Source organism: Mesorhizobium sp. NZP2077 (assembly GCF_013170805.1).
In the GTDB taxonomy this organism is placed as follows: domain Bacteria; phylum Pseudomonadota; class Alphaproteobacteria; order Rhizobiales; family Rhizobiaceae; genus Mesorhizobium.
On sequence record NZ_CP051293.1, the window covers coordinates 2,815,858 to 2,838,180 of the forward strand.

General features: G+C 63.0%; 28 protein-coding genes and 1 tRNA gene. 11 read left to right on the forward strand and 18 right to left on the reverse strand.

The window, feature by feature from the left end; genetic code table 11:
* Window positions 1–9 precede the first annotated feature (9 nt).
* The 5 genes from HGP13_RS13810 to HGP13_RS13830 form a co-directional block, all read right to left on the reverse strand.
* On the reverse strand, window positions 10–1,983 hold the full coding sequence (locus HGP13_RS13810; protein ID WP_172226068.1) for a glycoside hydrolase family 127 protein: 1,974 nt from the start codon (window positions 1,981–1,983) through the stop codon (window positions 10–12).
* A gap of 21 nt (window positions 1,984–2,004) precedes the next feature.
* Window positions 2,005–2,862 (reverse strand): carbohydrate ABC transporter permease, encoded by an 858-nt coding sequence (locus tag HGP13_RS13815; RefSeq protein ID WP_172226070.1) that lies wholly within the window; start codon window positions 2,860–2,862, stop codon window positions 2,005–2,007.
* Window positions 2,862–3,788, reverse strand: a complete 927-nt coding sequence (locus HGP13_RS13820; RefSeq protein ID WP_172226072.1) for a sugar ABC transporter permease — start codon at window positions 3,786–3,788, stop codon at window positions 2,862–2,864. The genes HGP13_RS13815 and HGP13_RS13820 overlap by 1 nt, the downstream gene beginning before the upstream one ends.
* 314 nt (window positions 3,789–4,102) lie before the next feature.
* Window positions 4,103–5,350 (reverse strand): sugar ABC transporter substrate-binding protein, encoded by a 1,248-nt coding sequence (locus HGP13_RS13825; RefSeq protein WP_172226074.1) that lies wholly within the window; start codon window positions 5,348–5,350, stop codon window positions 4,103–4,105.
* 64 nt (window positions 5,351–5,414) lie between these two features.
* Window positions 5,415–6,470, reverse strand: coding sequence for a LacI family DNA-binding transcriptional regulator (locus HGP13_RS13830; RefSeq protein WP_172226076.1), 1,056 nt, complete (start codon window positions 6,468–6,470; stop codon window positions 5,415–5,417).
* A 465-nt stretch (window positions 6,471–6,935) separates the two neighbouring features.
* Between HGP13_RS13830 and HGP13_RS13835 the strand changes: the two genes are divergently transcribed.
* From HGP13_RS13835 to HGP13_RS13850, 4 genes are all read left to right on the forward strand, one after another.
* Window positions 6,936–7,011 (forward strand) — tRNA-Cys (locus HGP13_RS13835).
* Window positions 7,012–7,163: 152 nt separating this feature from the next.
* The gene (locus HGP13_RS13840) at window positions 7,164–7,409 is read left to right on the forward strand and encodes a hypothetical protein (protein WP_246707363.1); all 246 of its coding nucleotides are present in this window, start codon (window positions 7,164–7,166) and stop codon (window positions 7,407–7,409) included.
* 11 nt (window positions 7,410–7,420) lie between these two features.
* On the forward strand, window positions 7,421–7,612 hold the full coding sequence (locus HGP13_RS13845) for a hypothetical protein (RefSeq protein ID WP_172226078.1): 192 nt from the start codon (window positions 7,421–7,423) through the stop codon (window positions 7,610–7,612).
* 64 nt (window positions 7,613–7,676) lie between these two features.
* Window positions 7,677–7,898 carry a DUF6500 family protein gene (locus tag HGP13_RS13850; RefSeq protein WP_172226080.1) on the forward strand — a complete coding sequence of 74 codons (222 nt, stop codon included), beginning with the start codon at window positions 7,677–7,679 and terminating at the stop codon, window positions 7,896–7,898.
* A 67-nt stretch (window positions 7,899–7,965) separates the two neighbouring features.
* Here the strand turns inward: HGP13_RS13850 and HGP13_RS13855 are convergent, their stop codons facing one another.
* Both HGP13_RS13855 and HGP13_RS13860 read right to left on the reverse strand, forming a co-directional pair.
* Entirely contained in the window at window positions 7,966–8,232 is a 267-nt protein-coding gene (locus tag HGP13_RS13855; RefSeq protein WP_027059776.1) for a DUF1488 domain-containing protein, read from the reverse strand.
* Window positions 8,229–8,483, reverse strand: coding sequence for a hypothetical protein (locus tag HGP13_RS13860; protein ID WP_172226082.1), 255 nt, complete (start codon window positions 8,481–8,483; stop codon window positions 8,229–8,231). The genes HGP13_RS13855 and HGP13_RS13860 overlap by 4 nt, the downstream gene beginning before the upstream one ends.
* Window positions 8,484–8,731: 248 nt before the next feature.
* On the opposite strand from HGP13_RS13860, the gene HGP13_RS13865 reads away from it, so the two are divergent.
* From HGP13_RS13865 to HGP13_RS13875, 3 genes are all read left to right on the forward strand, one after another.
* Window positions 8,732–9,046: a co-chaperone GroES gene (locus tag HGP13_RS13865; RefSeq protein WP_172226084.1), complete on the forward strand. Its 315-nt coding sequence runs from the start codon at window positions 8,732–8,734 to the stop codon at window positions 9,044–9,046.
* A 73-nt stretch (window positions 9,047–9,119) separates the two neighbouring features.
* Window positions 9,120–10,751, forward strand: coding sequence for a chaperonin GroEL (groL, locus tag HGP13_RS13870; RefSeq protein WP_172226086.1), 1,632 nt, complete (start codon window positions 9,120–9,122; stop codon window positions 10,749–10,751).
* A gap of 149 nt (window positions 10,752–10,900) precedes the next feature.
* The gene (locus tag HGP13_RS13875) at window positions 10,901–11,059 is read left to right on the forward strand and encodes a hypothetical protein (protein WP_172226088.1); all 159 of its coding nucleotides are present in this window, start codon (window positions 10,901–10,903) and stop codon (window positions 11,057–11,059) included.
* 10 nt (window positions 11,060–11,069) lie between these two features.
* On the opposite strand, the gene HGP13_RS13880 is transcribed toward HGP13_RS13875, so the two are convergent.
* The 3 genes from HGP13_RS13880 to HGP13_RS13890 all read right to left on the reverse strand — a co-directional run bounded on the left by HGP13_RS13880 (window position 11,070) and on the right by HGP13_RS13890 (window position 12,692).
* A complete protein-coding gene (locus HGP13_RS13880; RefSeq protein WP_172226090.1) occupies window positions 11,070–11,639 on the reverse strand; it encodes a DNA-3-methyladenine glycosylase I in 570 nt (189 codons plus the stop codon).
* Between the two features lie 12 nt (window positions 11,640–11,651).
* Window positions 11,652–11,804 carry a hypothetical protein gene (locus HGP13_RS37570; RefSeq protein ID WP_210266362.1) on the reverse strand — a complete coding sequence of 51 codons (153 nt, stop codon included), beginning with the start codon at window positions 11,802–11,804 and terminating at the stop codon, window positions 11,652–11,654.
* Window positions 11,805–11,957: 153 nt separating this feature from the next.
* Window positions 11,958–12,692, reverse strand: a complete 735-nt coding sequence (locus HGP13_RS13890) for an SDR family oxidoreductase (protein WP_172226093.1) — start codon at window positions 12,690–12,692, stop codon at window positions 11,958–11,960.
* Window positions 12,693–12,913: 221 nt separating this feature from the next.
* Between HGP13_RS13890 and HGP13_RS13895 the strand changes: the two genes are divergently transcribed.
* Complete coding sequence (locus tag HGP13_RS13895) at window positions 12,914–13,768, forward strand: AraC family transcriptional regulator (protein ID WP_172234698.1); 855 nt, start codon at window positions 12,914–12,916, stop codon at window positions 13,766–13,768.
* A 133-nt stretch (window positions 13,769–13,901) separates the two neighbouring features.
* A complete protein-coding gene (locus HGP13_RS13900; RefSeq protein WP_172226096.1) occupies window positions 13,902–14,786 on the forward strand; it encodes an AraC family transcriptional regulator in 885 nt (294 codons plus the stop codon).
* Window positions 14,787–14,796: 10 nt separating this feature from the next.
* Here HGP13_RS13900 and HGP13_RS13905 read toward each other — a convergent pair whose 3' ends face one another.
* Window positions 14,797–14,994 carry a hypothetical protein gene (locus HGP13_RS13905; RefSeq protein ID WP_172226099.1) on the reverse strand — a complete coding sequence of 66 codons (198 nt, stop codon included), beginning with the start codon at window positions 14,992–14,994 and terminating at the stop codon, window positions 14,797–14,799.
* Window positions 14,995–15,067: 73 nt separating this feature from the next.
* Between HGP13_RS13905 and HGP13_RS13910 the strand changes: the two genes are divergently transcribed.
* Window positions 15,068–15,565 carry a GAF domain-containing protein gene (locus tag HGP13_RS13910; RefSeq protein ID WP_172226102.1) on the forward strand — a complete coding sequence of 166 codons (498 nt, stop codon included), beginning with the start codon at window positions 15,068–15,070 and terminating at the stop codon, window positions 15,563–15,565.
* 26 nt (window positions 15,566–15,591) lie between these two features.
* Here the strand turns inward: HGP13_RS13910 and HGP13_RS13915 are convergent, their stop codons facing one another.
* The 4 genes from HGP13_RS13915 to HGP13_RS13930 form a co-directional block, all read right to left on the reverse strand.
* Window positions 15,592–16,026: a group III truncated hemoglobin gene (locus tag HGP13_RS13915; RefSeq protein WP_172226105.1), complete on the reverse strand. Its 435-nt coding sequence runs from the start codon at window positions 16,024–16,026 to the stop codon at window positions 15,592–15,594.
* A 24-nt stretch (window positions 16,027–16,050) separates the two neighbouring features.
* Window positions 16,051–16,923, reverse strand: a complete 873-nt coding sequence (locus tag HGP13_RS13920; RefSeq protein ID WP_172226108.1) for an SUMF1/EgtB/PvdO family nonheme iron enzyme — start codon at window positions 16,921–16,923, stop codon at window positions 16,051–16,053.
* Between the two features lie 78 nt (window positions 16,924–17,001).
* The gene (nirK, locus tag HGP13_RS13925) at window positions 17,002–18,105 is read right to left on the reverse strand and encodes a copper-containing nitrite reductase (protein ID WP_172226111.1); all 1,104 of its coding nucleotides are present in this window, start codon (window positions 18,103–18,105) and stop codon (window positions 17,002–17,004) included.
* A gap of 277 nt (window positions 18,106–18,382) precedes the next feature.
* Window positions 18,383–18,823 carry a pseudoazurin gene (locus tag HGP13_RS13930; protein WP_172234699.1) on the reverse strand — a complete coding sequence of 147 codons (441 nt, stop codon included), beginning with the start codon at window positions 18,821–18,823 and terminating at the stop codon, window positions 18,383–18,385.
* Between the two features lie 154 nt (window positions 18,824–18,977).
* On the opposite strand from HGP13_RS13930, the gene HGP13_RS13935 reads away from it, so the two are divergent.
* A complete protein-coding gene (locus HGP13_RS13935; RefSeq protein WP_246707364.1) occupies window positions 18,978–19,673 on the forward strand; it encodes a Crp/Fnr family transcriptional regulator in 696 nt (231 codons plus the stop codon).
* Here the strand turns inward: HGP13_RS13935 and HGP13_RS13940 are convergent.
* The 3 genes from HGP13_RS13940 to HGP13_RS13950 form a co-directional block, all read right to left on the reverse strand.
* Window positions 19,624–19,875: a DUF1858 domain-containing protein gene (locus tag HGP13_RS13940; RefSeq protein WP_246707365.1), complete on the reverse strand. Its 252-nt coding sequence runs from the start codon at window positions 19,873–19,875 to the stop codon at window positions 19,624–19,626. The two genes, HGP13_RS13935 and HGP13_RS13940, sit on opposite strands and share 50 nt — an antisense overlap.
* Window positions 19,876–19,984: 109 nt before the next feature.
* Window positions 19,985–21,034 (reverse strand): alpha/beta fold hydrolase, encoded by a 1,050-nt coding sequence (locus tag HGP13_RS13945; protein ID WP_172226120.1) that lies wholly within the window; start codon window positions 21,032–21,034, stop codon window positions 19,985–19,987.
* A 210-nt stretch (window positions 21,035–21,244) separates the two neighbouring features.
* Window positions 21,245–22,309, reverse strand: a complete 1,065-nt coding sequence (locus HGP13_RS13950) for a YeiH family protein (protein ID WP_172226123.1) — start codon at window positions 22,307–22,309, stop codon at window positions 21,245–21,247.
* Window positions 22,310–22,323 lie beyond the last annotated feature (14 nt).

A 22,323-nucleotide genomic window follows, 5' to 3' on the forward strand; every position in this document is an offset into this window, starting at 1 on the left:
CCGCCGTCCTCAGCCGTCCCGCAGCCACACCAGCATCTCGCCGGGCTCGCGATTGTCCCAGGCGAAATAGGGGATGGCGGTCAGGCGCGTCTCGACACGGGCTGGCGGCTCGGAGCGATAGAGCCCGTCCTGCCAGCCGTCGCCGGCATCGGCCCGTGCCGTGGCTGAAAGCGTCACCACGCCGCCCAGCAGTTCGGGGGCCTCATGCGCCTCTATGCCTGCGGTGCGCGGCAGTGTCAGGCGATGCAGCCGGCTGTCATTGTCCGTCGCCTCGACGCAGTAGATCAGCGGGCCGCGTGATAGCGCGACGCGGCCGGCATCTTGCCGGACCTCGGGGTTGGCGTAGAGCCGCTCGATCGGCATTTCGAGGTCGAGCCGGACGCGGTCGCCCTTTTGCCAGCTGCGCCGGATGGCGGCATAGCCGTCACTGGTCACGTCATCGAGGTCGACCGCCTCGCCATTGATGTGAAGCGTGGCGCTGCTGCTCCATGCCGGGATGCGCAGATGCAGCGTGAATTCCACCGGCGCTTGCGGTTCAACGGTGATCTCCACGGCGCCATCCCAGGGATAGTGGCTCGCTTGGGAAAGGCTGACGGGAGTGCCGCCAATGTCGAAGCGGGCGGTGGAGTCGCCGTAGAGGTGGACCGCGAGCGCGTCGTCGGCCAAGCTGTAGAAATAGCTGCCGATCGAGGCGACCATGCGCCCGACATTGGGCGGGCAGCAGGGGCAGCGGTGCCATTTCCATCTGTTGTGCCGGCCTCGGCTCTCCAGCGGGTTCTCGTAGAAGAACAGCGAGCCGTCGAGCGACAGGCCCGAGATCGAGCCATTGTAGAGCGCGCGCTCCATCATGTCGGCATAGCGGGCGTTCGGCCCCATGCCGAGCATGCGGCTAGCCCAGAACACCAGGCCGACGGCCGCGCAGGTCTCGGCATAGGCGCTCTCATTGGGCAGGTCGTAGTCGCTGGTAAAACCCTCATTGTGCGCCGACGGCCCGAGCCCGCCGGTGATGTAGAGGTTCTTGGTGGTGAGGTCGTCCCACAGCCGGTCAAGCGCCACGCGCAGCGTGTCGTCGCCATATTCGGTGGCGATGTCGGCCATGCCTGAATAGAGGTACATGGCCCTGACCGCATGGCCGACGACCTTGTCCTGCTCGCGCACCGGCCTGTGCGACTGGTTGTATTCGTAGGTCTTGAAATGATAGGCCTTCGGGTCGGCGCCGCGGGCGCGGGCTTCCTCGTCGAAGTAATGCGGCTGCTGGCCGCGCTGGTCGATGAAGTATTTCGCCAGCTCCATGTATTTCGTCTCGCCGGTCACCCGGGCCAGCTTGACCAGCGCCAGCTCGATCTCCTCATGGCCGCAATAGCCCTTCTTCTTGCCGGGCTCCGGTCCCAGCACCGAAGCGATGTGGTCGGCATAGCGGCACATGATATCGAGCAGCTTGCGCTTGCCGGTCGCCTGGTAGTAGGCGACGGCGCCCTCGATCAGGTGGCCAGCGCAATAGAGCTCGTGGCAGTCGCGCAGGTTTGTCCAGCGCTTGCCGGGCTGGATGCGCTGGTACCAGCTGGAGAGATAGCCGTCTTCCTGCTGCAGCTTGCCGTACATGTCGATGACGGCATCGATCTTCTTTTCAAGCTCGGGGTTCTTGCGCCGGTAGAGCGAATAGGCCGCGGTCTCGATCGTCTTGCCGAGATCGGAATCCCAGAACATCTGCGTCGTCACCGTCGAACCGGTAAATTCGGCGCCCTGGCGGTCGGCTTCATCGGGCGAGGGCGAGTGGAAGGGAATAACGACACCGGGCGAGGGGCGGTCCGGGTCGATCTGCTCCAGCATACGCGCTTCGACACAGCGCTCGTAGAGGATGTCGGCGGTGCGCGCGGCGACCGCGTCGGCGCGGTCGCCCCAGAAGCCGTGGACGTCGACCTGCGGCACCGGCAGCGGGCGGAAGGCGAGCTTTGGGTTTCCGGTTTTGGGCGATGCGGTCATGAACTCACTCCATTCGATCTGTTATTTGATGGCCCCGGCCATCAGGCCGCGGATGTAGAAGCGCTGCAAAGCCAGGAACAGGATCAGGCAGGGCACCATCATCACGGTGACGCCTGCCTGCACGGCGCCCCAGTCGATGGCGCCGAAGCGGCCCGACTGAAGGGCTGTCATCATCACCGGCAGCGTGAATTTCGACTGGTCGGTCATCAGCACCAGGGCGGCGAGGAACTCGTTCCAGGCGCCGAGAAAGGCAAACAGGGCGATGGTGACGACGCCTGGCCAGACCAGCGGCAGCATCACCTTCAAAAGCATGGTGAGGTTGCTGGCGCCGTCCATGCGGGCGGCTTCCTCGATCTCGCGCGGCACTGCGTCGAAGGCGTTGCGCATCATGAAGATCGAGAACGGCAATTGCAGCGTCACATAGACGCCGACCAGGCCGGTCAGCGTGTTGTGCAGGCCAAGCTTGGTCAGCACCAGGAAGATCGGCGTCAGGATCGACTGGAACGGGATCATGATCGTCGACAGGATGAGGACGAAGAACAGTTCCTTGAACGGAAAGCGGAAGCGCGAAAAGCCATAGCCGGCGAGCACGCTGACGATGACCGACAAAATGACGGTCATGACAGAGACATAGATGCTGTTCTGTGCCGAGGCCCACAGCCCGTCGCCGAAGGAGTTGAGCGTGGCGTAGTTCTCGAGCGAGAAGCCTGTGGTCGGCCATGGCGGCAGCGGCGGCAGGCGCGCTTCGGCCGCCGGCTTGAAGGCCGACAGCACCGTCCACACGATCGGCGCCACGAACAGCACCGAGGCGATGATGCCGGTGGAGTGCCGGGCCAAGCGGGTGGCGAGCTTGCCTCGGGCTGATACCGCCTGCGCCATCAGTCGATACCTTCCGGCTTGCGCAGCAGCCATAGCTGGACGAGGCTGAGCGCCACCAGGATGACCAGCAGCACCATGGAGAGTGCGGCGCCATGGCCGAGCTTGAACGAGACGAAGGACTGGTTGAAGATCCAGTAGACCGCCGTCAGCGTCTGGTTGCGCGGGCCGCCGCGCAGGATGATGTAGAACTGGTCGAAGGCAAGGATCGAGCCGGCCACCGACAGGATCAGCGCCAGCGCGAGCGTGCGCCGCATCAGCGGCAGGGTGATTGCCCGGAACCTGGCGAACGGGCCGGCGCCGTCGATGACGGCGGCCTCCTGCAAATCCTGCGGGATCGATTGCAGGCCGGTCATCAGGATGATCATGGTGAAGCCGGCGACCTTCCAAACCACCATGGCGATGATCGACCAGAAGGCCGGCTGGAAGGTGGCAAGCAGGTTGAACTTCTTCTCGATCAGGCCAAGCTCGTAGGCGGCCGGGCTGAACAGGCCGGAATCGACGTTCAAGAGCCATGACCAGAGCAGGCTCGCCGAGGCAAAGCCGACCACCGCCGGCATGAAGAAGGCGGTGCGGTAGAGGTTGGTCAACGGCCGCGGTTTTTCGATGAAGATCGCCAGGGGAAAGGCGATGGCGAAGATCGCGATGGTGACGATCACCGTGTAGTAGCCGGTGAATCTGAGCGCGTTCCAGAACCTGGTGTCGCGCAGGATCGCCCAGTAATTGTCGAGGCCGATGAAGGAATGCTCGCCCATCAGCGGCCAGTTGTGCAGCGACATCCACGCCGTCATGCCGAGCGGGATGACGAAGAACACCATGACCAGCGCCACCGCCGGTGCGACATAGAGCAGGCCGATCCACTGCCGCCGCCCGGCGCCGACGAGTCTTCTGGCCCGGGGTGGGGCGGCGGTGGGTGTGATGGTGGTCATGGCTGGGCGCTCGCCTTTCCTTCTCCCCTTGTGGGAGAAGGTGGATCGGCGCGCAGCGCCGAGACGGATGAGGGGTGCGCCAAGGAATGAGGCAGCGGCGATTTCGAACTTGTTGCCAAGCTGGAGCACCCCTCATCCGACCTCGCTGCGCGAGGCCACCTTCTCCCACAAGGGGAGAAGGTGGAGCGAACCCTGCGCCGCCCCGAACTTCCAATACAAGTGAATGTTCTCAACGCGATAGCCTTGCCGTTGGCGATGCAGAATTGCCCGGGCCCCCCCCCCGGGGGGCGGGGGGGGGGCCGGCAGGAGGCCGCTTACTTCTGCGGCGCCTGGTCGATGATCGACTGCATGGTCTCCTGTGCGTTCGCTATTGCGCCGTCGACATCGTCGCCGAAGAAGACTTCGTTGATCATCTGCGTCCACGGGCCGTTGGCGGAGTTGATCAGATCGTTGAACACCACCGAGTAGGGCGTCTTGCCCTTGGCCATGGCCTCGGCGGCGATCTGGTAGCGCGGGTCGAGATCTTTCAGCGCATCCTTGGCGATGTCGCCGCGCACCGGCAGGCTGCCATATTTCGCCAGGATGGTCTGGCCCTCGAGCGAATAGGCGAAGTCCAGAAACTCCTTCACCACAGCGAGCTTCTTGGTGCCCTTGGTGACGACGAAATTGTCGCCGCCGGCAAAGGACGACCAGCCGCCATCCTTGCCCGGCAGGAAAGTGACGCCGTAATCGACATTCGGGTATTGCGTGTTGAGCGCGCCGATGGCGAAGGCACCTGATGGCGAGATGCCGATATTGCCGGCGGCAAAGGCGGCAAAGAAATTGGCGCCGGTGTCGGTCTGCGCGCCTGCCGGCACCAGGTCCTTCTTGACCATCGAGCGGTAGAGGTCGATGGCGCCGCGCAATTGCGGGCTGTCCAGCGTCGCTTTCGAGCCGTCTTCCGAGAGGATATCGCCGCCCGAGGCCCAGATCAGCGGCGTGAATGTGAAGATGTTGCAGCCGCCGCAATTGCCGGAGAAGTAGAAGCCCTTGATGTTGCCGCCGAGCGCGTTGACCTTTTCGGCGTCGGCGGCGATCTCGGCCCAGTTGGTCGGGCCTTTTTCGGGGTCGAGGCCGGCCTGCTTGAACAGCTTCTTGTTCCAGATCAGCACCGAGGCATCGGCCGAGAAGGGCAGGCCGTAAATGTGGTCCTTGTAGGTGCCGGTCTTGACATGCGCCGGCGACAGGCTGGCGAAATAGGGCAGGGACTTCGCCCAGTCGGTGATGTCCTCCAACTGGCCGGAGGCAGCGAAGGAGGGCGTGTAGATCAGGTCGAGCGACAGCGCATCGGGCGCCGTGCCGCCGGCGGCGGCAGCGCCGTATTTCGGAATGATCTCGGCATTGGGGATGATGTCGAGCTTGATCTGGTCCTTGTGCGCCTTGTTATAGGCGTCGACGATCTTCGGCATGAAATTCGAGCCGTCGGCGCGCACCCAGATGTTGGCGGTGTCGGCGGCGGCAGCGCCGAGGCCACTGCCCAGCACGGCAGCGGTCAGGGCCAGTTTGGCAATCAGGTTCCTCATCTTCTCCTCCTCCAAGGTTGGCCGCTGTGCGCGGCTTGGCGCCGATCACGCGGCGCTTTCGTTTTCAGCCATCCAGCGGATGGCCGCAGGAATGCCGTACCACCAGCCGGCACGGCAGTTTTCGAATGCCCGGCGCGGCGGGCTGGCCACCGACCAGTGAAAGCAGGGTCAGGCCCGCCTCGCGCCCGAGGGCGACGAGGTTCATGTCGACCGAGGTCAACGGCGGGCGGGTCGCTTCGGCGACGATCTCCCAATTGTCGAAGCCGATGACGCCGACATCATTGGGCACGCTCAAACCTCGCTCGCGCAACGCATCGATGACGCCGCGCGCGATCTGGTCATTGCCGCAGAAGACGGCGTCCGGCCTTTCGTGCTTTCCGTTGGGCAGTTTTGGGCCGTCGAACAATTGCGCCACCGCCTCATGGCCCCAGGCTTCCGACCAGGAGCCGAGCAGCGGCTCGGTCACCGGCAGCCCGTTTTCGGCGAGCACGTCGCGATAGGCCTCGGCGCGGGCGTGCACCACGGCAAAGCTCGCCGGCCCGCTGACATGGGCGATGCGCCTGCGGCCGAGCCGGCAGAAATGCTCGACCGCCAGCCGCGCGCCGCCGGCATCGTCGGAGACAAAGGCGACGGCGTCGGGATCGGGCTGGGTGAAGGCGTAGATCACCGGCACGCGCAGATTGGAGAGATCGACAGGCAGATGGCGGTCGATGCGCTTGCCGGTGGCGATGATGCCGTCGACGCGCTTGTCGAGCATGGCGTCGACATGCAGTTGGCCAAGGCGCGGATCCTCCTCGACATTGCACAGGAACACCGAGACGCCATTGTCGACCAGCGCGTCCGAAATGCCCGACATCAGCGGCAACGAGAAGCGGCCATAGGTGTCGTTGGTGAGCAGGCCGACGGTGAAGGAGCGGCGCCTGAGCAGGCTCTGCGCCAGGCTGTTGGGGCGGAAGCCGAGGCTGCGCGCCGTCTCGCGGATGCGCTCGCGGGTCTCGGCGGTCATGCGCCCCTGGTCGTTGAGCGCCTTCGATGCGGTGGCAACGCTGACGCCGGCCTGCGCCGCCACGTCACGCAAGGTGACGGGCTTGGGAAAGACCGGGGCAGGTTCCGATGCCATAGCGCCGAGGAATCCTTAGTTGGGAAAAGGTTTTCTCACATAGGCCGGAACAAGGCCCGGCCAATGGCCGAGCCCGATCGGAACTGTTTGGAAAAACCTTTTCTCAAGTCAGGCTAGGCTAGATTGGGGCAGCGTTCAAGAGGAAAAGTGGTTTGGAGCTCTGATCACGCTACCCGTTCTTGGCCTGGCGCTGGTGATAGGCCCGTTCTATGGACTTGGCCTCTATCTCGGCTCGCGCTTGTTCGGACGCACCAGTGAGCGCGGCTTTCGCTGGGCCTGTTACGGCCTCATCGCCACGGCGTCGATCGTCAGCCTCCGTGCTGGATTCCATTCTCGGCCGGTGAGCAGCTCCGCTCCCAAAGAGCAGTGCCGCAACGACGCCAAGCGGCATTTCGCAAAGTGTCGACAGAACCGCCGTCGGGCTTAACTTTTCCGCAAGCATTTGCCCGTTAGGTCGAGGGCAATGGCCTCGTGGCGGAGCGGCTACGCTGGAGACGGCAAATCTCTGAAGCCTCGGTTCGATCCCGAGGCGAGGCCTCCAAAAATCACATAGTCGAGAACCTGCGCCGGACCTCTTATCGCAGCCGATTTGCGCGGCTCCAGTCATGAAGGCGTAGGGTCAGCGTTAATACCGCCTATTTGCATTTGGCATGCAGGGCGCTCGCGAAAAGAGTGCTATGGAAGCGGGCGAGCATGCTCGCTCCGATTTTCCCCGACATTCGAGGTTGTTTCGTGCGTGCACCGTCACTGCTGCCGGTCTTTGGAAAACTTGGTGTCAAGGCACGTGTGGCTGTTCTGGCCGCACCGGTCGCTTCGGCAGGCATGGTGCCGCGCTTGCGGGCGCTTCTGGCCGCGCATGGTGGCATGGTGCTGAAGCTGTCGGTGATCGCCTGGACGATACTGGTCCTGGGCGCGGTGTTTTTCATGATGCATGGCTGAGGCAAGCCAGCATGGCCAATCGCTACACACTGCGCATGGAGCTTCCCCAGAGCTGGACGATCGTCGATGTATTCACCGGCCAGCCAGCCGTGGTCAGGCAAAAAGTGATGGTCGGCATGAGCCCGCGCGAGGCCGAGGACATGGTCGCGCAGATGAATATGCGCGACGTCAGGCGCCGGGAGAGGGCGGAGCGCAAGGATTGAACTTTCCGGCTGCCGGCCCAAAGGGCGGGCCAAGACCCCGCCGAACCAAAACCAGAGGATTCCCGTGAGAGCGAGCCTGAGGCAAAAGATACTGGAGGTCTGCGACCGCAAGATCTCCGAAAAAGGGCCCGCCGTCGGCGTGTCGTTCTACGCGTTTTTCGCCAACAGGAACGACGACCCCGAACTGCTGATGGAAGCAGCGGAATGGTGGATCAGAACCCACCGCCTCGATCATTTCGAAAAGGCCGCCAAGATACGCACGATGATCGAGGGCACGGAGCTTTAATCTTTGTTTCTATGCATGTCGTTGTCTCAAAACCGGGGTCACTTTTGAGCGACATGCATTGGGCTGATCAGCCGAAGTCGGCGGCCGTCAGCACATACATGCTCTTGCGGGTGCGGTCGTAGGCCTTCGACGCCACGTCGCGGATGGCGCTGCTCTGCGTGTCGAATGTGGCGAGGTAGCCGGCCTCGTTGGCCGCGGTTGCCGGCTGCATCCGGGTCATCGCGTCGGCGGCGACCGAGAAGGAAATCTGGAACATGCCGTCATGGCCGACGAAACGTATGCGCTTGCCGGCTTCGTCATAGCTGCGGCTGCGGTTGGGGAAGGTGAGGCTCATGTCTTGACCTCCGTTGTGGCGGCCTTCTTGGTCGCGCGCTTCTTCTTCGGCGTCGGGTTCAGGGCTTCGGCAACCCGGTCGGCCTCTTCCTTGGCCAACCGCAAAATCCTGAGTTTCGCCGTCTTGATCTCCCTGGCCTTTGCCTCGGACATGTACTCGGCGGTTGCCTTGTTGCGCTCGGCCGTCTTCTTCTGCTTGTCGACAAAGCGGGCTTCAGCTTTTTCCATGATCGTCTGATTGCCATCGGCCATCGAACAAATCTCCCTTGCGTTTGAAATCGTGAAAGCGAACTTGTCCGATAAATAGGCACTCGACCGGCAAAATTCAATTTTTTGAATTATTTATGCCATTTGCGATATCATGAAATCGCCGATCGAAATAATACTTTTCAATATTTCATCGAGCCCGCGAATAATTTTTGGCACTCCTATCTATCGAGTGCCAAAGCGCCTATATGGGGGAAGCGGCCGCCTATGCCGGCCCCAGAAAGAAGTTTTTCATGAAGTTTCGGCCACTCCACGACCGCGTCGTCATCCGGCGCGCCGAAGGCGATATCAAATCCAAGGGCGGCATCATCATTCCCGACAATGCCAAGGAAAAGCCGCAGGAAGGCGAAGTCGTCGCGGTCGGCCCCGGCGCACGTGACGAAAACGGCGCGCTTGTTCCGCTCGACGTCAAGGCAGGCGACATGATCCTCTTCGGCAAATGGTCGGGCACCGAGGTCAAGATCGATGGTGAGGACCTTCTGATCATGAAGGAAGCCGACATTATGGGCGTCATCGAAAAGAGCGTCGAAGCCAAGAAGGCCGCTTAACTCCAAGAGGAGCCGGCACTTGTCAGGCTCCGGCGAGCGGCTCACCCCACCATACGAACGGGATTGAAAAAAAATGTCTGCCAAGGAAATCAAATTCGCCACCGACGCGCGCGACCGCATGCTGCGCGGCGTCGAGATTCTCACCAATGCGGTGAAGGTCACGCTCGGCCCCAAGGGCCGCAACGTCATCATCGACAAGGCCTATGGCGCGCCGCGCATCACCAAGGACGGCGTCACCGTCGCCAAGGAAATCGAGCTTGCCGACAAGTTCGAGAACATGGGCGCGCAGATGGTGCGCGAAGTGGCCTCGAAGACCAACGACCTCGCCGGTGACGGCACCACCACGGCAACCGTGCTGGCCGCCTCCATTCTGCGCGAAGGCGCCAAGCTGGTTGCCGCCGGCATGAACCCGATGGACTTGAAGCGCGGCATCGACCAGGCGGTTGCCGCCGTCGTCGCGGAGATCAAGGCGAAGGCCAAGAAGGTCAAGTCGTCGGCCGAGATCTCCCAGGTCGGCACCATCGCCGCCAACGGCGACGCGACTGTCGGCGAGATGATCGCCAAGGCGATGGACAAGGTCGGCAATGACGGCGTCATCACCGTCGAGGAAGCCAAGACCGCCGAAACCGAGCTCGATGTCGTCGAGGGCATGCAGTTCGACCGCGGCTATCTCAGCCCGTATTTCGTCACCAATGCCGACAAGATGCGCGTCGAGCTCGAAGAGCCCTATGTGCTCATCCACGAGAAGAAGCTCGGCAATCTGCAGGCGATGCTGCCGATCCTCGAAGCGGTGGTGCAGAGCGGCAGGCCGCTGCTGATCATCTCGGAAGACGTCGAAGGCGAGGCGCTCGCCACGCTGGTCGTCAACAAGCTACGCGGCGGCCTCAAGGTCGCGGCCGTCAAGGCGCCGGGCTTCGGCGATCGCCGCAAGGCGATGCTGGAAGACATCGCCGTGCTGACCGCGGGCCAGATGATTTCCGAGGATCTCGGCATCAAGCTCGAAAACGTCACCATCGAGATGCTCGGCCGCGCCAAGCGCGTGCTGATCGAGAAGGACACCACCACGATCATCGACGGCGCCGGCACCAAGGCGACCATCCAGGCGCGCGTCGCCCAGATTAAGGGCCAGATCGAGGAGACCACCTCCGACTACGACAAGGAAAAGCTGCAGGAGCGGCTGGCCAAACTGTCGGGCGGCGTTGCCGTCATCCGCGTCGGCGGCGTCACCGAGTCGGAAGTGAAGGAAAAGAAGGACCGCATCGACGACGCGCTGAATGCGACGCGCGCGGCGGTTGAAGAAGGCATCGTGCCCGGCGGCGGCGTCGCCCTGCTGCGTGCCCGGTCGGCGCTTGCCGGCCTGACCGGCGCCAATGACGATGTGACGGCAGGTATCTCGATCGTGCTGCGCGCGCTCGAGGCGCCGATCCGCCAGATCGCCGAGAATTCGGGCGTCGAAGGCTCGATCGTCGTCGGCAAGCTCACCGACAGCAAGGATCACAATCAGGGCTTTGACGCCCAGAACGAGACTTATGTCGACATGATCAAGGCCGGCATCGTCGATCCGGCAAAGGTTGTGCGCACCGCACTGCAGGACGCCGGCTCGATCGCAGCACTTCTGATCACCGCCGAAGCGATGATCACCGACATCCCGGCCAAGGATGCCGCACCGGCAGGTGGCGGCGGTGGTGGCATGGGCGGCTACTAAAATTCAGCCGGTCTGCGAAGGTGGCTTCTCAGGAGCCACCTTTCGGATCTGACCTGGATCTGGCCAAGCCAGCTCTACACTGGAGTTGAAATGATTACCGCCGGGGGATTTCTCCCGGCGCACAGGCCTCTAGCCCAGGAGACGGATCCATGATCACGTTCGTGCGGAAGCCAGAGACGGTCGTCACGACCGAAAAAACCGAGGAAAGCCGCTTCGACCGCATCCGCAGGATTGCCGCCGACAAGCACAAGAAATCCGATTCCGACACGGCAACGCCACCAAAGAGCGAGCCCAAACGCCCGATGTAGGCGACAGCGATCAGATCGCGACTTGCGATCGCCGGAAGCAGCCGGTGGCGTGGTCGTTGACGATACCGAATGCCTGCATCCAGGCATAGGCGATGGTCGGGCCGACGAATTTGAAGCCGCGCCGCTTCATCTCCTTGGAAATCCGTTCGGAGAGTGGCGATGAGGCGATCCAGCCGTGGCCATCGCTTTTGAGCACCTTGTCATCGGTGAACGACCAGCAGAAGTCGGCAAAGCTCTCGCCGCGCTCCGCCATCTCGCAGAAGATCTGCGCGCCGCGGATCGTCGCTTCGATCTTGGCGCGGGCGCGGATGATGCCGGGATCGGCCATCAGCCGCTCGATATCGGCCGCGCCGAAGCGCGCGACTTTCCGTGGATCGAAACCGGCGAAGGCGGCGCGAAAGGCTTCGCGTTTCCTGAGCACGATGATCCAGGCGAGGCCGGCCTGAAAGCCTTCCAGCATCAGCATTTCCCACAGCATGCGGGGATCACGCTGCGGAACGCCCCATTCCTCGTCGTGATAGGCGCGCATCAGCGGGTCGCCTTCGGCCCAGCCGCTGCGATGATGTGCGTGAATGTCCATCTCGGTCCTCCGTCACGCGATAGTGTGGCGAACCGGCGCCACGGTCCAGTCCACCGTGCGCTGGCCGATCATGCCATGCACCGGCGAGTGGCCCATCTCGGTCATGATGCCGCCGGCCGCCTTGCGACCGGCCTCGACTGAAGCCCAGAGCAGCACGTCGACCATGGTGCCGTCATCGCGCTCGGCGATGCGGCGGGATCGAAAACCCGGCTGGCGCTTCAGCCAGGCGTGGCGGTGATGAACCCGGCGCAGGACTGGCCGTTCAGCCTGAAGGTCGTCACTTCGATCGCTTCGGTCATGTCATCTCTCCGTTGGTGCTCAGCCCTGCGCCGTCGGGCGCACGACCAGCTCGTTGACGTCGACGCCATCCGGCTGGCCAATGGCAAAGCCGATTGCCTCGGCAATCGCGCTTGGCGGGATGGAGGATTGATCCAGCATGGCGCGGGCGCCGGCCTCGACTTGCGGATTGGCGATGCCATCGAACAGTTCGGTGCGGGTGAGGCCCGGGCTGACCACGGTCACGCGAAGGTCGCGGCTTTCCTGGCGTAGCCCTTCCGACAGCGCCCTGACGGCGAATTTGGTGGCGCTGTAGACCGCGGCCGTCGGATCGACCCGATGTCCGGAGACGGAGGCGACGTTGATGATGTGGCCGGATTTCTGTTCGGTCATGATGGGCAGCACGGCGGCGATGCCGTTGAGCACGCCACGCAGATTGACATCGATCATGCGGTTCCAGTCGTCGACGCGCAACTCGGCCATGAACGACAGCGGCATCACGCCGGCATTGTTGACCAGCACGTCGATCCGGCCATGGCGTTGACGGGCCGTGGCAACGAAAATTTTCACGCTGTCGAGGTCGGTGACATCGAGTTCGTGGGAACATGCCTTGCCGCCGGCCAGTTCGATGTCCCGCGCGATCGCCGTGATCCGGTCGATGCGCCGGGCGCCGAGCACGATGCTGTGGCCACGCTCCGCGAGGTGGTGGGCCGTGGCTGCGCCGATGCCGCTCGAGGCGCCGGTGATCAGCACGACCTTGCTGGGTGAACTTGTCATGAAAGGCTCCGCCTGTTGGTTGGGAGCCAAGCTCCCGATGGCGGCGTTATGCGACGGGGCGGTCGCCGGGCGTTATCGCGATCCTGCAAGATTCATGCATGATCCTGCAAAGATCGGCTGGCGCCGCTGGCCGGGATTGCAGGATGGGATATGATCGTCGTCATGATGATTTCGAAGACTTCAGGTGGCTTTTGACGACTGCACACGACCCTTATGGCGAGATGGCGTCGATCATCGCCCGCTTCACGGGGGAGGACGAGGAGTGCGCGACGGCGATCGACACCTTGTTCTTCAGCCGGCGTTCCTCGACCGACAAAAGCGTCTACACCGCGCAATGGCCGTGCTTCGCGCTGGTCGTGCAGGGCGCCAAAAGCCTGGCACTCGGATCGGAACTCCATACCTATGGCGTTGGCGATTACCTGGTCGTGTCGCTTGACTTGCCAGTCGTATCGCGGGTGACAGAGGCGAGCCCGCAGGTGCCGAACCTTGGGCTTGGCCTCAGGATCGAGCCGGAGCGGCTGAAGGACCTGTTCGGCCGCATCGGCATGGCGCCGGCCGCGCCGCACGAGATGCGGGCGGTGGGGGTCAACAAGGCGCCGCCTGATTTGCTCGATGCTGTCGTGCGGCTGCTGCGTCTGCTGGACCGACCACGGGATATTCCCGCCATGGCACCATTGATCGAGCAGGAAATCCTTTATCGCGTGGCGACTGGTCCGTTCGGTCCGGCACTGCTGCAGATCGCCATGCTGGAAACGCCGACCAACCGGATTGCCCAGGCGATCGCGTGGCTGCGGCTGAATTTCGCGCGGCCGTTGCGTATCGAGGAACTGGCACAGCTTGTCGGCATGAGCCCGTCCTCGCTGCATCATCACTTCAAGGCGGTGACGGCGATGACGCCGATGCAGTATCAAAAACAGCTGCGCCTCTATGAAGCGCGGCGGCTGATGCTGACGGAGCGGCTGGATGTCGGCTCGGCTGGCTACAGCGTCGGCTATCAAAGCCCGTCGCAGTTCAGCCGGGAATACAGCCGGCTCTACGGCCGCCCGCCGCTGCGCGATGTCATGGTAAGCCGGTAGGACCACAGACACATACAGCGCGCCGGCAAGAGGCCGCTGGCGGGCTCCGGTCGATCCCACGCCAAACCGCAAGATCGGTCGAGCGTGTCCTGCATGGGAGCGCCTAATTGGGGTCGCCACGGAGGAACAGACGTTGAAGGCGGCGCTTGAAAACTACCATGCCCGGATGCAGCGGGTGCTGGACCATATAGACCAGCATCTGGATGACGATCTGGATCTGGAAGCGTTGAGCGGCGTCGCGGCGTTCTCGAAATACCATTTCCACCGGCAGTTCACGTCAACCTTCGGGGTGTCCGTGCATCGCTATGTCCAACTCGCCCGCTTGAAGCGCGCTTCATATAGGCTTGCCGGGAACGACGCCGAAAGCGTCACCGATATAGCGATGGATGCCGGTTACGACGCCCCGGATGCCTTCGCCCGCGCCTTCCGGCAACGGTTCGGACAATCGCCTTCGTCGTTCCGGAAATCTCCCGATTGGGGAGCGTGGCTCATGGCCTTCGGGCCCTTCGACAAAGCAAGGAACACGCTCATGCAGATAATCTTTGACCATAACGACGTGATGATCCGCGATGTGCCGCCAACGCCGGTGGCTGTCATGGAGCATCGCGGCGACCGGGCGACGCTCCAGGACACCATCCAGCGGTTCATCGCCTGGCGCAAAGCCCACGGCCTGTCGCCGCAGACAAGCCCGACCTTCAACATCTTCCGTTCCGAAAGGGAGCCCGCGGTCGCGGCCGATTACAGCATGGACATTTGTGTCGGGACCGATCAGCCGATCGATGAGAATGACGGGCAGATGAAGGCCGGCGTGATCCCCGGCGGACGCTGCGCGGTGCTGCGCTACCCCGGCAACACCAACAATCTCGAGCCCGCGGCACTCTATCTTTATCGTGAATGGCTTCCGGCCAGCGGCGAGGAAGTGCGCGACGTCCCAGTCTATTGCCAACGACACCTGTCCCTCCTGGCGGAAGGGCCGCTGCACGAAGTGGTCGTTGAACTTTTTCTGCCTCTGAAATAGCGGCTTGTCGCTAAGTCCTGCTCAGCCCCAGCACCACATCGCGCGTCAGCGGCGCGAGTTGGATGGCGTGGGCTGAGCCGGGATCGAGCCAGATCATCTCCTCGAAGGCGCTGGTGCCGCGTTTGCGCACCAGCAGAAACCTGCCCGACGCATCGGCGATGATTGCGGCGATGCTGATCTTGCGGCTTTCGCCGGGGATGGAATTCACGATAGTGTCGTACCGTGGTCGTTTGATGCAGCTTGCGGAAACGGAACCGCGATTCTCAGTTCGGAGACAAGCCATGTTCGCGGCCAAGGCCATCGATACATCAGACAAGGGGGCATTCTACCGCGACCTCGCCACCCAGTTGAAAGCGCTGCTCGAAGGCGAGGGCGACTCGATCGCCAATGCCGCCAACACCGCGGCGCTGATCCTCCAGATGGTGCCCGACCTCAACTGGGTCGGCTTCTATTTCCTCGCCTCGGACGAGGAACTGGTGCTGGGACCCTTCCAGGGCAAGCCGGCCTGCGTGCGCATCGCCGTCGGCAAGGGCGTCTGCGGAACGGCGGTCGAACTCGGCACCTCGATGCTGATCAAGGACGTGCACGATTTCCCCGGCCACATCGCCTGCGACGCCGATTCGCGCTCGGAGCTGGTGGTGCTGCTGGAAGACGACGAAGGCGTCTTCGGCGTGCTCGATCTCGACAGCCCGCTGCCCGGCCGCTTCGACAAGGCCGACCAGGCCGGCATCGAGAGGCTGGCGGCGATCTACGCCGCGTCGAGCTCGTTCGAGGATTGAGCGGTCCTTCTGTTCGAACTCGCGATCTAGGCACGATGCGCAATTCGGAAGAACATCGCCAGCTTCAGGCTCGCCGCGATCCGTTCGGCGCGATCGACGAAGACCGACGCGACTTCCGGGGCAAAGAGTTCCGCCGCGGTCTGGCTGAACATGGCCAGCCAGATGTCGAAATCCGCTTCGGTTACATCCTTGAGTTTCAGGTGCGCCGGCACCGGACGTCCGTGATAGTCACCCGTCTTGAGAACGACCGAGCACCAGAAGTCGGTCATCTTCTCAAGATGCGGTTCCCAGTCGCCGGTGATCTCGCGCGCGAAGATCGGTCCAAGACGCTCGTTCTTGCGGAGCCGGGCATAGAATTCGCGAACGAGTCCGCCGATCGATGCCCGATCGACGCCGGTCTGGTTTAGAGGTTGTTCCGCGACCGGGCGCGCATGCGCGGCCACGGATGATTTCATTGTCATTGCACATGCTCTTGTTGCTGGGAATCAGGAAAACCTTAACCACCGAAGCGCGGTCTGCAGGACGTTGGGCCGGTCACGGATAAGGCGGAATCCCAGATTGTCGGGCGGCGTGCCGACAGCGCAACCGCCACTTTTCCCGTCCCGGATGAAGTTCGACATGTAAGTGCGGTGAAAACCTTCCACGGCATGGACGCCGCAATTGTCGATCGAACTCGCAATGCTCGTGCCGTCGGCGGCTTCCGTCGCGTGGACGTAGCAGGTCGAGGTCCACTCCCAGACATTGCCGGCAATGTCTGCCACCCCTTTGGAATTGGGTCCAAATCCACCCCTGAGCCTCGGCTGCGGGTCAGGTTCCCGTCCTAGCGAAGCCTCGGTGCGATATTGGACGAGCCAGCGCAGCGCCGGGTTGTTCGGGTCGGTGTCGCCACCCTCGATGTCGCCGCGAAAGCGTTCCCCCGCGGCATAGGCCCATTCGATGTCCGTCGGCAGGCGCCATGCAAATCCGCTCTCGGCCGAGAGCCAGTCCGCGTATGCCTCGGCGTCGATATGGCTCACGCCGGTAACGGGAACATTGCCGCTACCGCGGCCATCGGCTGGCTTGCAGGCGCCGGCCACTACGCAACGCCGGTATTCCGAAGCGCTCACCTGGTATTTCATGATCTCGAAGGGAGCTTGCAGCGTTGCCCGGACCACAGGAGCACTGACGGGATGGTTCTGCCTTAGGAATTCGCCGGGCAGCGGATGGGCGAACGATCCCGGCGAAAGGGTCACCAGCTCGGAGCGTGCCAGGGACTCCTGGTCAGGCGCGGACAGCCAGTCGACCGTGCCGGTCGTGCCTAGCGTAAACAGCGCGGCGGCTGCCAGCCCTCCGAGAGCTATGATGGGATTAAAGGGCATGGCGGTTTTCCCGTGTACGCCGGGCCTTGCCAGACTCCCAGCAAGGCCGCGTCGATCTTTAGGATTAGAGCCGGGCGACTAAGACGTAATCGCCCTTGGAGCTTCGACCTGCATCATCAGGTCGTCGTTCCAGCTTCCGTCGACGGTGAAATGCGCTGTCGCACCGAGTTCCACCGCCTCGATCAAATTGTGGTTGACGTAAGCGTAGACCCCGGGCTGCAGGAATGTGTAGAGGGCGGAGCCGGCCGAACCACCGCGAATGAACCAGGTTTCCAGGTCTTTTGCCGGCGGGTTCGCGAACTTGCCCTGTTCCCAGACATAGTCGCCATGGCCGCCGATCAGATGAGGCCGGGTGTCGCGATTGGCCTGCGAATGGACGATCAGGACAGTCTCGCCAACCTTGGCCTTCATGGCCTTTTCGCCGGTCAGCGACCCCGCCTTGCCATTGAACACGACATGGGTCGGGATCAGCCCACGCATCACCTTCACCGTGTCGTCGTAATTGTCGCCGGCCGAATCGTACTTCTTGAATTTGCCCTGCTCGTCGCGCGGGATGTAGAAGTCGCTTTCGCCGATATAGTAGATGTGGTCATAGCGGACCGGCTTGCCCTTGTCGTCCTTGAGCCCATCGCGCGGCAACACCATGATGGATCCGTTCATGCCCGAAACGACATGCCAGGGGATCATCGGGCCGCCGGGAGCGCAGTGGTAGACGAATGTTCCCGAGCGCGTCGCCTTGAAGCGAAGCGTGGTCTGCTCGCCTGGATTGATCAGGGTCAGCGCACCGCCGCCAAGCCCGCCTGTTGCGGCATGGAAGTCGATGTTGTGGGCAAGCGTGTTGGTGTCGGGGTTGATCAGCGTGAGCTCGACATAGTCACCTTCATGCACGACCATCAGAGGACCCGGAATAGAGCCATTGTAGGTCATCGCGTTGAGCTGGGTGCCGTCGGCGTCGATCACCATCGGCTTCTCTTCGATGGTCATCGTGAATTCGACGACCTTGGGACCGGTCTTGGCCACCTGGTCGTGGGCATGGACGAATGGCGGCGCGACCAATGTCACCTTTTCCCGCGGCAGCCCGGCGACCTCCTTGGCGCTGGCCATTGCCGGCATCAGGCCGACCGTCGCGACGGCTGCCGTCGCAAGAACAGACCCCAACAAGGCTTCGCGTCTCGTAAGCATTTCCCGCTCCTTTTTTGAACCATTCGATGTTTGGAGAGTAAGCCTTTCGTCGAGGACTTCTTTGCGCTGGCGCAAACTTGAAATTCAATTTGCCTTGAGTTGGCGCTTCTGGCGGATCCCACAACGCTCGTTCGAGAAAGCGGCCGCTGCCTGAGAATGGCGAGCGCAGCGATCCCCGCATGGCTCCGGGCGATGGGGGATAAAAACGCGGCGTGGGAGTGGCGGTGCCGAAGCCACCCCACTCCCACAAATCTTCCAGTTCTGGTAGGGGCCTGGATCAGTTTGCCTTCGTCACCTGGGCAAACAGCGCGGGGAATACGGTCTTGGCCTTGCCGACCTGCTTGACGGCCTGGGCCGCGTCGAGGTTCACGGGCTTGCCGACCACGATCAGCGCGACCATGCCCATCCCGTAATGCGGATTGCATTTCACGCCGTAGACGCCTTCCTGCGTCATGGTGACGATTGTGGTTTCGCCCATCTTACCTTTGATCTCCTGGGCGCCGTCGGGGAGCATTCCCTTGATGGTTTCGACATTGTGGGTCTTGTCGCCCGGCACAAACTTGATCGTATCGCCGGGAGCCGCCTTGATGAAATCGGGCTGGAAGACCATGGATCCTTTCTCGCCCTTGGTCAGCATCTGGACAACGTGCTCTTCGGCGTTTGCGACGCCTGCGAGAGCGAGCAGGGCTGCGGCTGCGACGATCAGGTGAAATTTCATGGGGAAGTCCTTTCTTGGGTACATCACGGCTTCAACCGCTGCAGCTTCGTAGCCGACGATGCGGACAGGCGATTTGCGCTGGCGCAAACTGGTGCGCGAAATATAGACTGGCAGCCGGCGCCGTCGGGGAGCCATGGGCAGCGAGGATCCGAGTTTGCCGCTTGACCGGTCGATCATCGCGCGGCTTTCGCTGTTCGAGGGACTGAGCCCCGCGGATCTGGACAGCATTCTGAGGGATGCTCGGTCCGCGCGTTTTGCCAAGGAATCGCCGGTCTTCGAGCAAGAGGCCGAGGCGCATTCGTTCTACGTGCTTTTGGCAGGACACATTCGCGTCGTGCGGGCCACGCCCGATGGTCGCCAGGTCATCGCCCGCTATATCAGTGAAGGCGAGATCTTCGGCGTCGCCGCCGCACTCGGCAGGCTGACCTATCCGGCGACGGCGATTGCCGCGGTCGACTGCGTGGTTCTGGCCTGGCCGAATGCCGTATGGCCGGATTTGTCGTCCCGTTTTCCCGTTCTTGCCGCGGGAACATTCAAGACGGTCGGCGCAAGGCTTCAGGACACGCAGGCGCGGGTCATGGAACTGGCCACCGAGCAGGTCGAGCAACGCGTGGCCAATGCGCTTCTACGGCTGGTGAAGCAGACGGGGCGCAAGACCGATGCGGGTATCGAAATCGATTTCCCGATCTCTCGCCAGGATATCGCCGAGATGACGGGAACGACCTTGCATACGGTGAGCAGGCTGCTGAGCGCCTGGGAGGAACGCGGCATCATCGTCAGCGGCCGCCAGCGTGTCACCATCACCGACGCGCATCGCCTGGTGATGCTGGCGGAGCATCCAAGCGGCTGACCGGGCCGCGGGCTACGGCGCTTTCAAGACCTTTCAGGAATTCCCCTTCGTCAATTCGATGGTCCTGGCAGGCCTCGGCAATTGAATGGAAGGGGGCGATGTGACAGCCCACGCAGTGCATTCCGTGCCGGATCAGCACGGCAATGCTTGCCGGCCATTTTCTCATGACGTCGTCCACGGACATGTTCGGATCGATCTGCAAGGGCCTCTCCTTCACGGCTCTCATCGTCGCTGAAACCCTAGCAGAAGCGTTTGGCCCGTCCTTGTGCTGGCGCAAGGAAGTAACGCATCGCATGCCCTGTTAGATCGGCCTAGGGACCGGTCTTCAGTGCGCGCGTGAACGCTGCAGCCGCCATATCAATCAGCTGCGCATGAATCTCCCCGCGCGATCGGCCACCCCCGTCGTTGCACAGGGGATCACCGATCTCTTCGGACGCGATGATGTCCACTGCACCGGGTTTGCACGCGCCGAACATGCTGTAGTGGCTGGCATCCTCGATCGTCGCGTAGCTCGCCTTTGCAATCGCTTTTGCGATGCCGGAGGCGTCGGCGGTTGCAGGAATCTTTCCGGGCTGCCCAAGATTGACGATGGCGACCGGGATCTCGATGCCGGCGAAGCTCTTGATGTCGAAGACATCGACCGGCGCGGGATCGATCGCCATGGCAAAGCGGATGCGCTGGTCGCTGTTGTCGCGGCCGGCGGGCTGCAGATCCATTGCGTGGAGGTCAACGCCGCTTTGCCTGATCCACTGGCAAAGCGATGCGTTGAGCCGGTCGGTATCGCAATAGGCCACCAGCAGTTTCGGGTCGACGCGGGCGCCGGCAATCGCCAGTGCCGTGTTGCCGCCCATGGAAAGGCCGAGAACGCCGACTTTGCCTTGTTCGAGGTGATCGCCGAAGAAGGCATCCTTGCCGATCGCGTCCAGCGTCGCCGTGAGGTCGGCGGGGCGCAGCCAGAGTTTCATCGTCTCGGCGGCGGATTTGTTGGGGCCGGTATTTCCGGGATGGGTGGGAGCGGCGACGACGAAACCCTGCCTGGCCAGCGGCGTCGCAATCCAGCTCAGCGCCGGTGGGTTTCCCGCCAGGCCGGCGCCATGTGACAGCAGGATCAGCGGAAATTTTCCACCTGATATCCGCGCCTCGCGCATGGCTGAGGTGCCGACGAAAAGCTTGCTGTCGCCAAGGTTGACCGGTTCGCCGCCCGGCTGCGCCGGATACCAGACCGTGACGTCGAGATCGATGCCGCGCTCTCCTGAAGGAGCGGGAAAGTGACGAACGCCAACGTCGTCGCCGGCGTTGGCCGGGTGTTGCATCAGCATTATTGAAACAAGAATGGTGCAGAGCGTGGTCCAGGACTTCATTGCTATCTCCGTTGCCGAACACCCAGCCCTGGTGAGCCCGCAGGCTTCAGCGTTTTGGATTGGCTGGCAGTCCGGTTGCTGTGTTGACGCGGAGATATCAGTGCATCGGACCGGGGCCCGCGACCTCAATCACGATCGAGGACGTGCAAAATCGTGATTGAGAACCGCTCGGCGCAGAACGGCGTTGTCGGGGAGCGCTGCCTTTGAGCCTTAGGCGAACTTCACCAGCATCAGGCTGAAACAGCCGATGAACAGGAAGGCGCAGAAGGCCAGTGCCAGCGGGCGCAGGCCGCGCGAACGCAGCTGCGAGATGTCGGCCTGCAGGCCCATGGCGGCGAGACCCATGGTCAGCATGATGGTGGTGGCGAGCGCCATCGCCGACTTTACTTCGGCCGGCACGGTGACCAGGCTGTTCAGCGCCACGACGGCGATGAAGGCGGCAACGAACCACGGCATGGGCGGGCGCGCTGCCGACTGGTCGCTGCTTATCTTGCGGCGGGCCATCAGGCCAAGCGCGATGACCATCGGCGCCAGCATGGCAACGCGCGTCAGCTTGGCCACAGTGGCGATCTCGCCGGACTGGGTTCCGTTCTGGAAACCGGCGCCGATGACCTGCGCCACCTCGTGGATGGAGGCGCCGGCCCACAGGCCGAAAGCGTGCTGGTCGAGGCCAAGCAGCGGCGCCAGCAGCGGGAAACCGAGCATGGCGACGGTGCCGAACAGAGTGATCGAGGCGACGGCATAGGTGACGTCCTCGTCGCGCGCATCGGTGACGATGTTGGTGGCGACGATGGCCGAGGCGCCGCAGATCGAGGTGCCGGCGGCAATCAGCTGCGCCAGCTTACGGTCGACGCCGATCAGCCGGCCGAGCGTGACGGTGAAGAGGAAGGTGGCGCCAAGCGTCGCCGCCACGATGCCGACGCCGCCGGCGCCGATCGAGACGACCTGGCCGAGCGTCAGCTGGAAGCCGAGCAGCACGATGGCGAAGCGCAGCAGGCGTTTTTGCGAGAAGGCGATGCCGGCCTTGGCATGAGCGGGCGTGCCGAGCACGTTGGAATAGACCATGCCGGCGACGACGGCCAGGATCATCGGGCTGAACAAGGCAAAACCGGAGACATTGTGGGCCGAGAAGGCGGCGGCCGTGATCATCGCCACCAGCACGATGCCGGGAATGACGCCGTTCCACACCGAATCGAGCCGCTTGCGGCCTGCGGCCAGTTCGACCGGGATAAGGCTTTTCGGAACATCGTTCGCGATGTGAGTGGCGGAAGACAATGCAATTCTCCAGG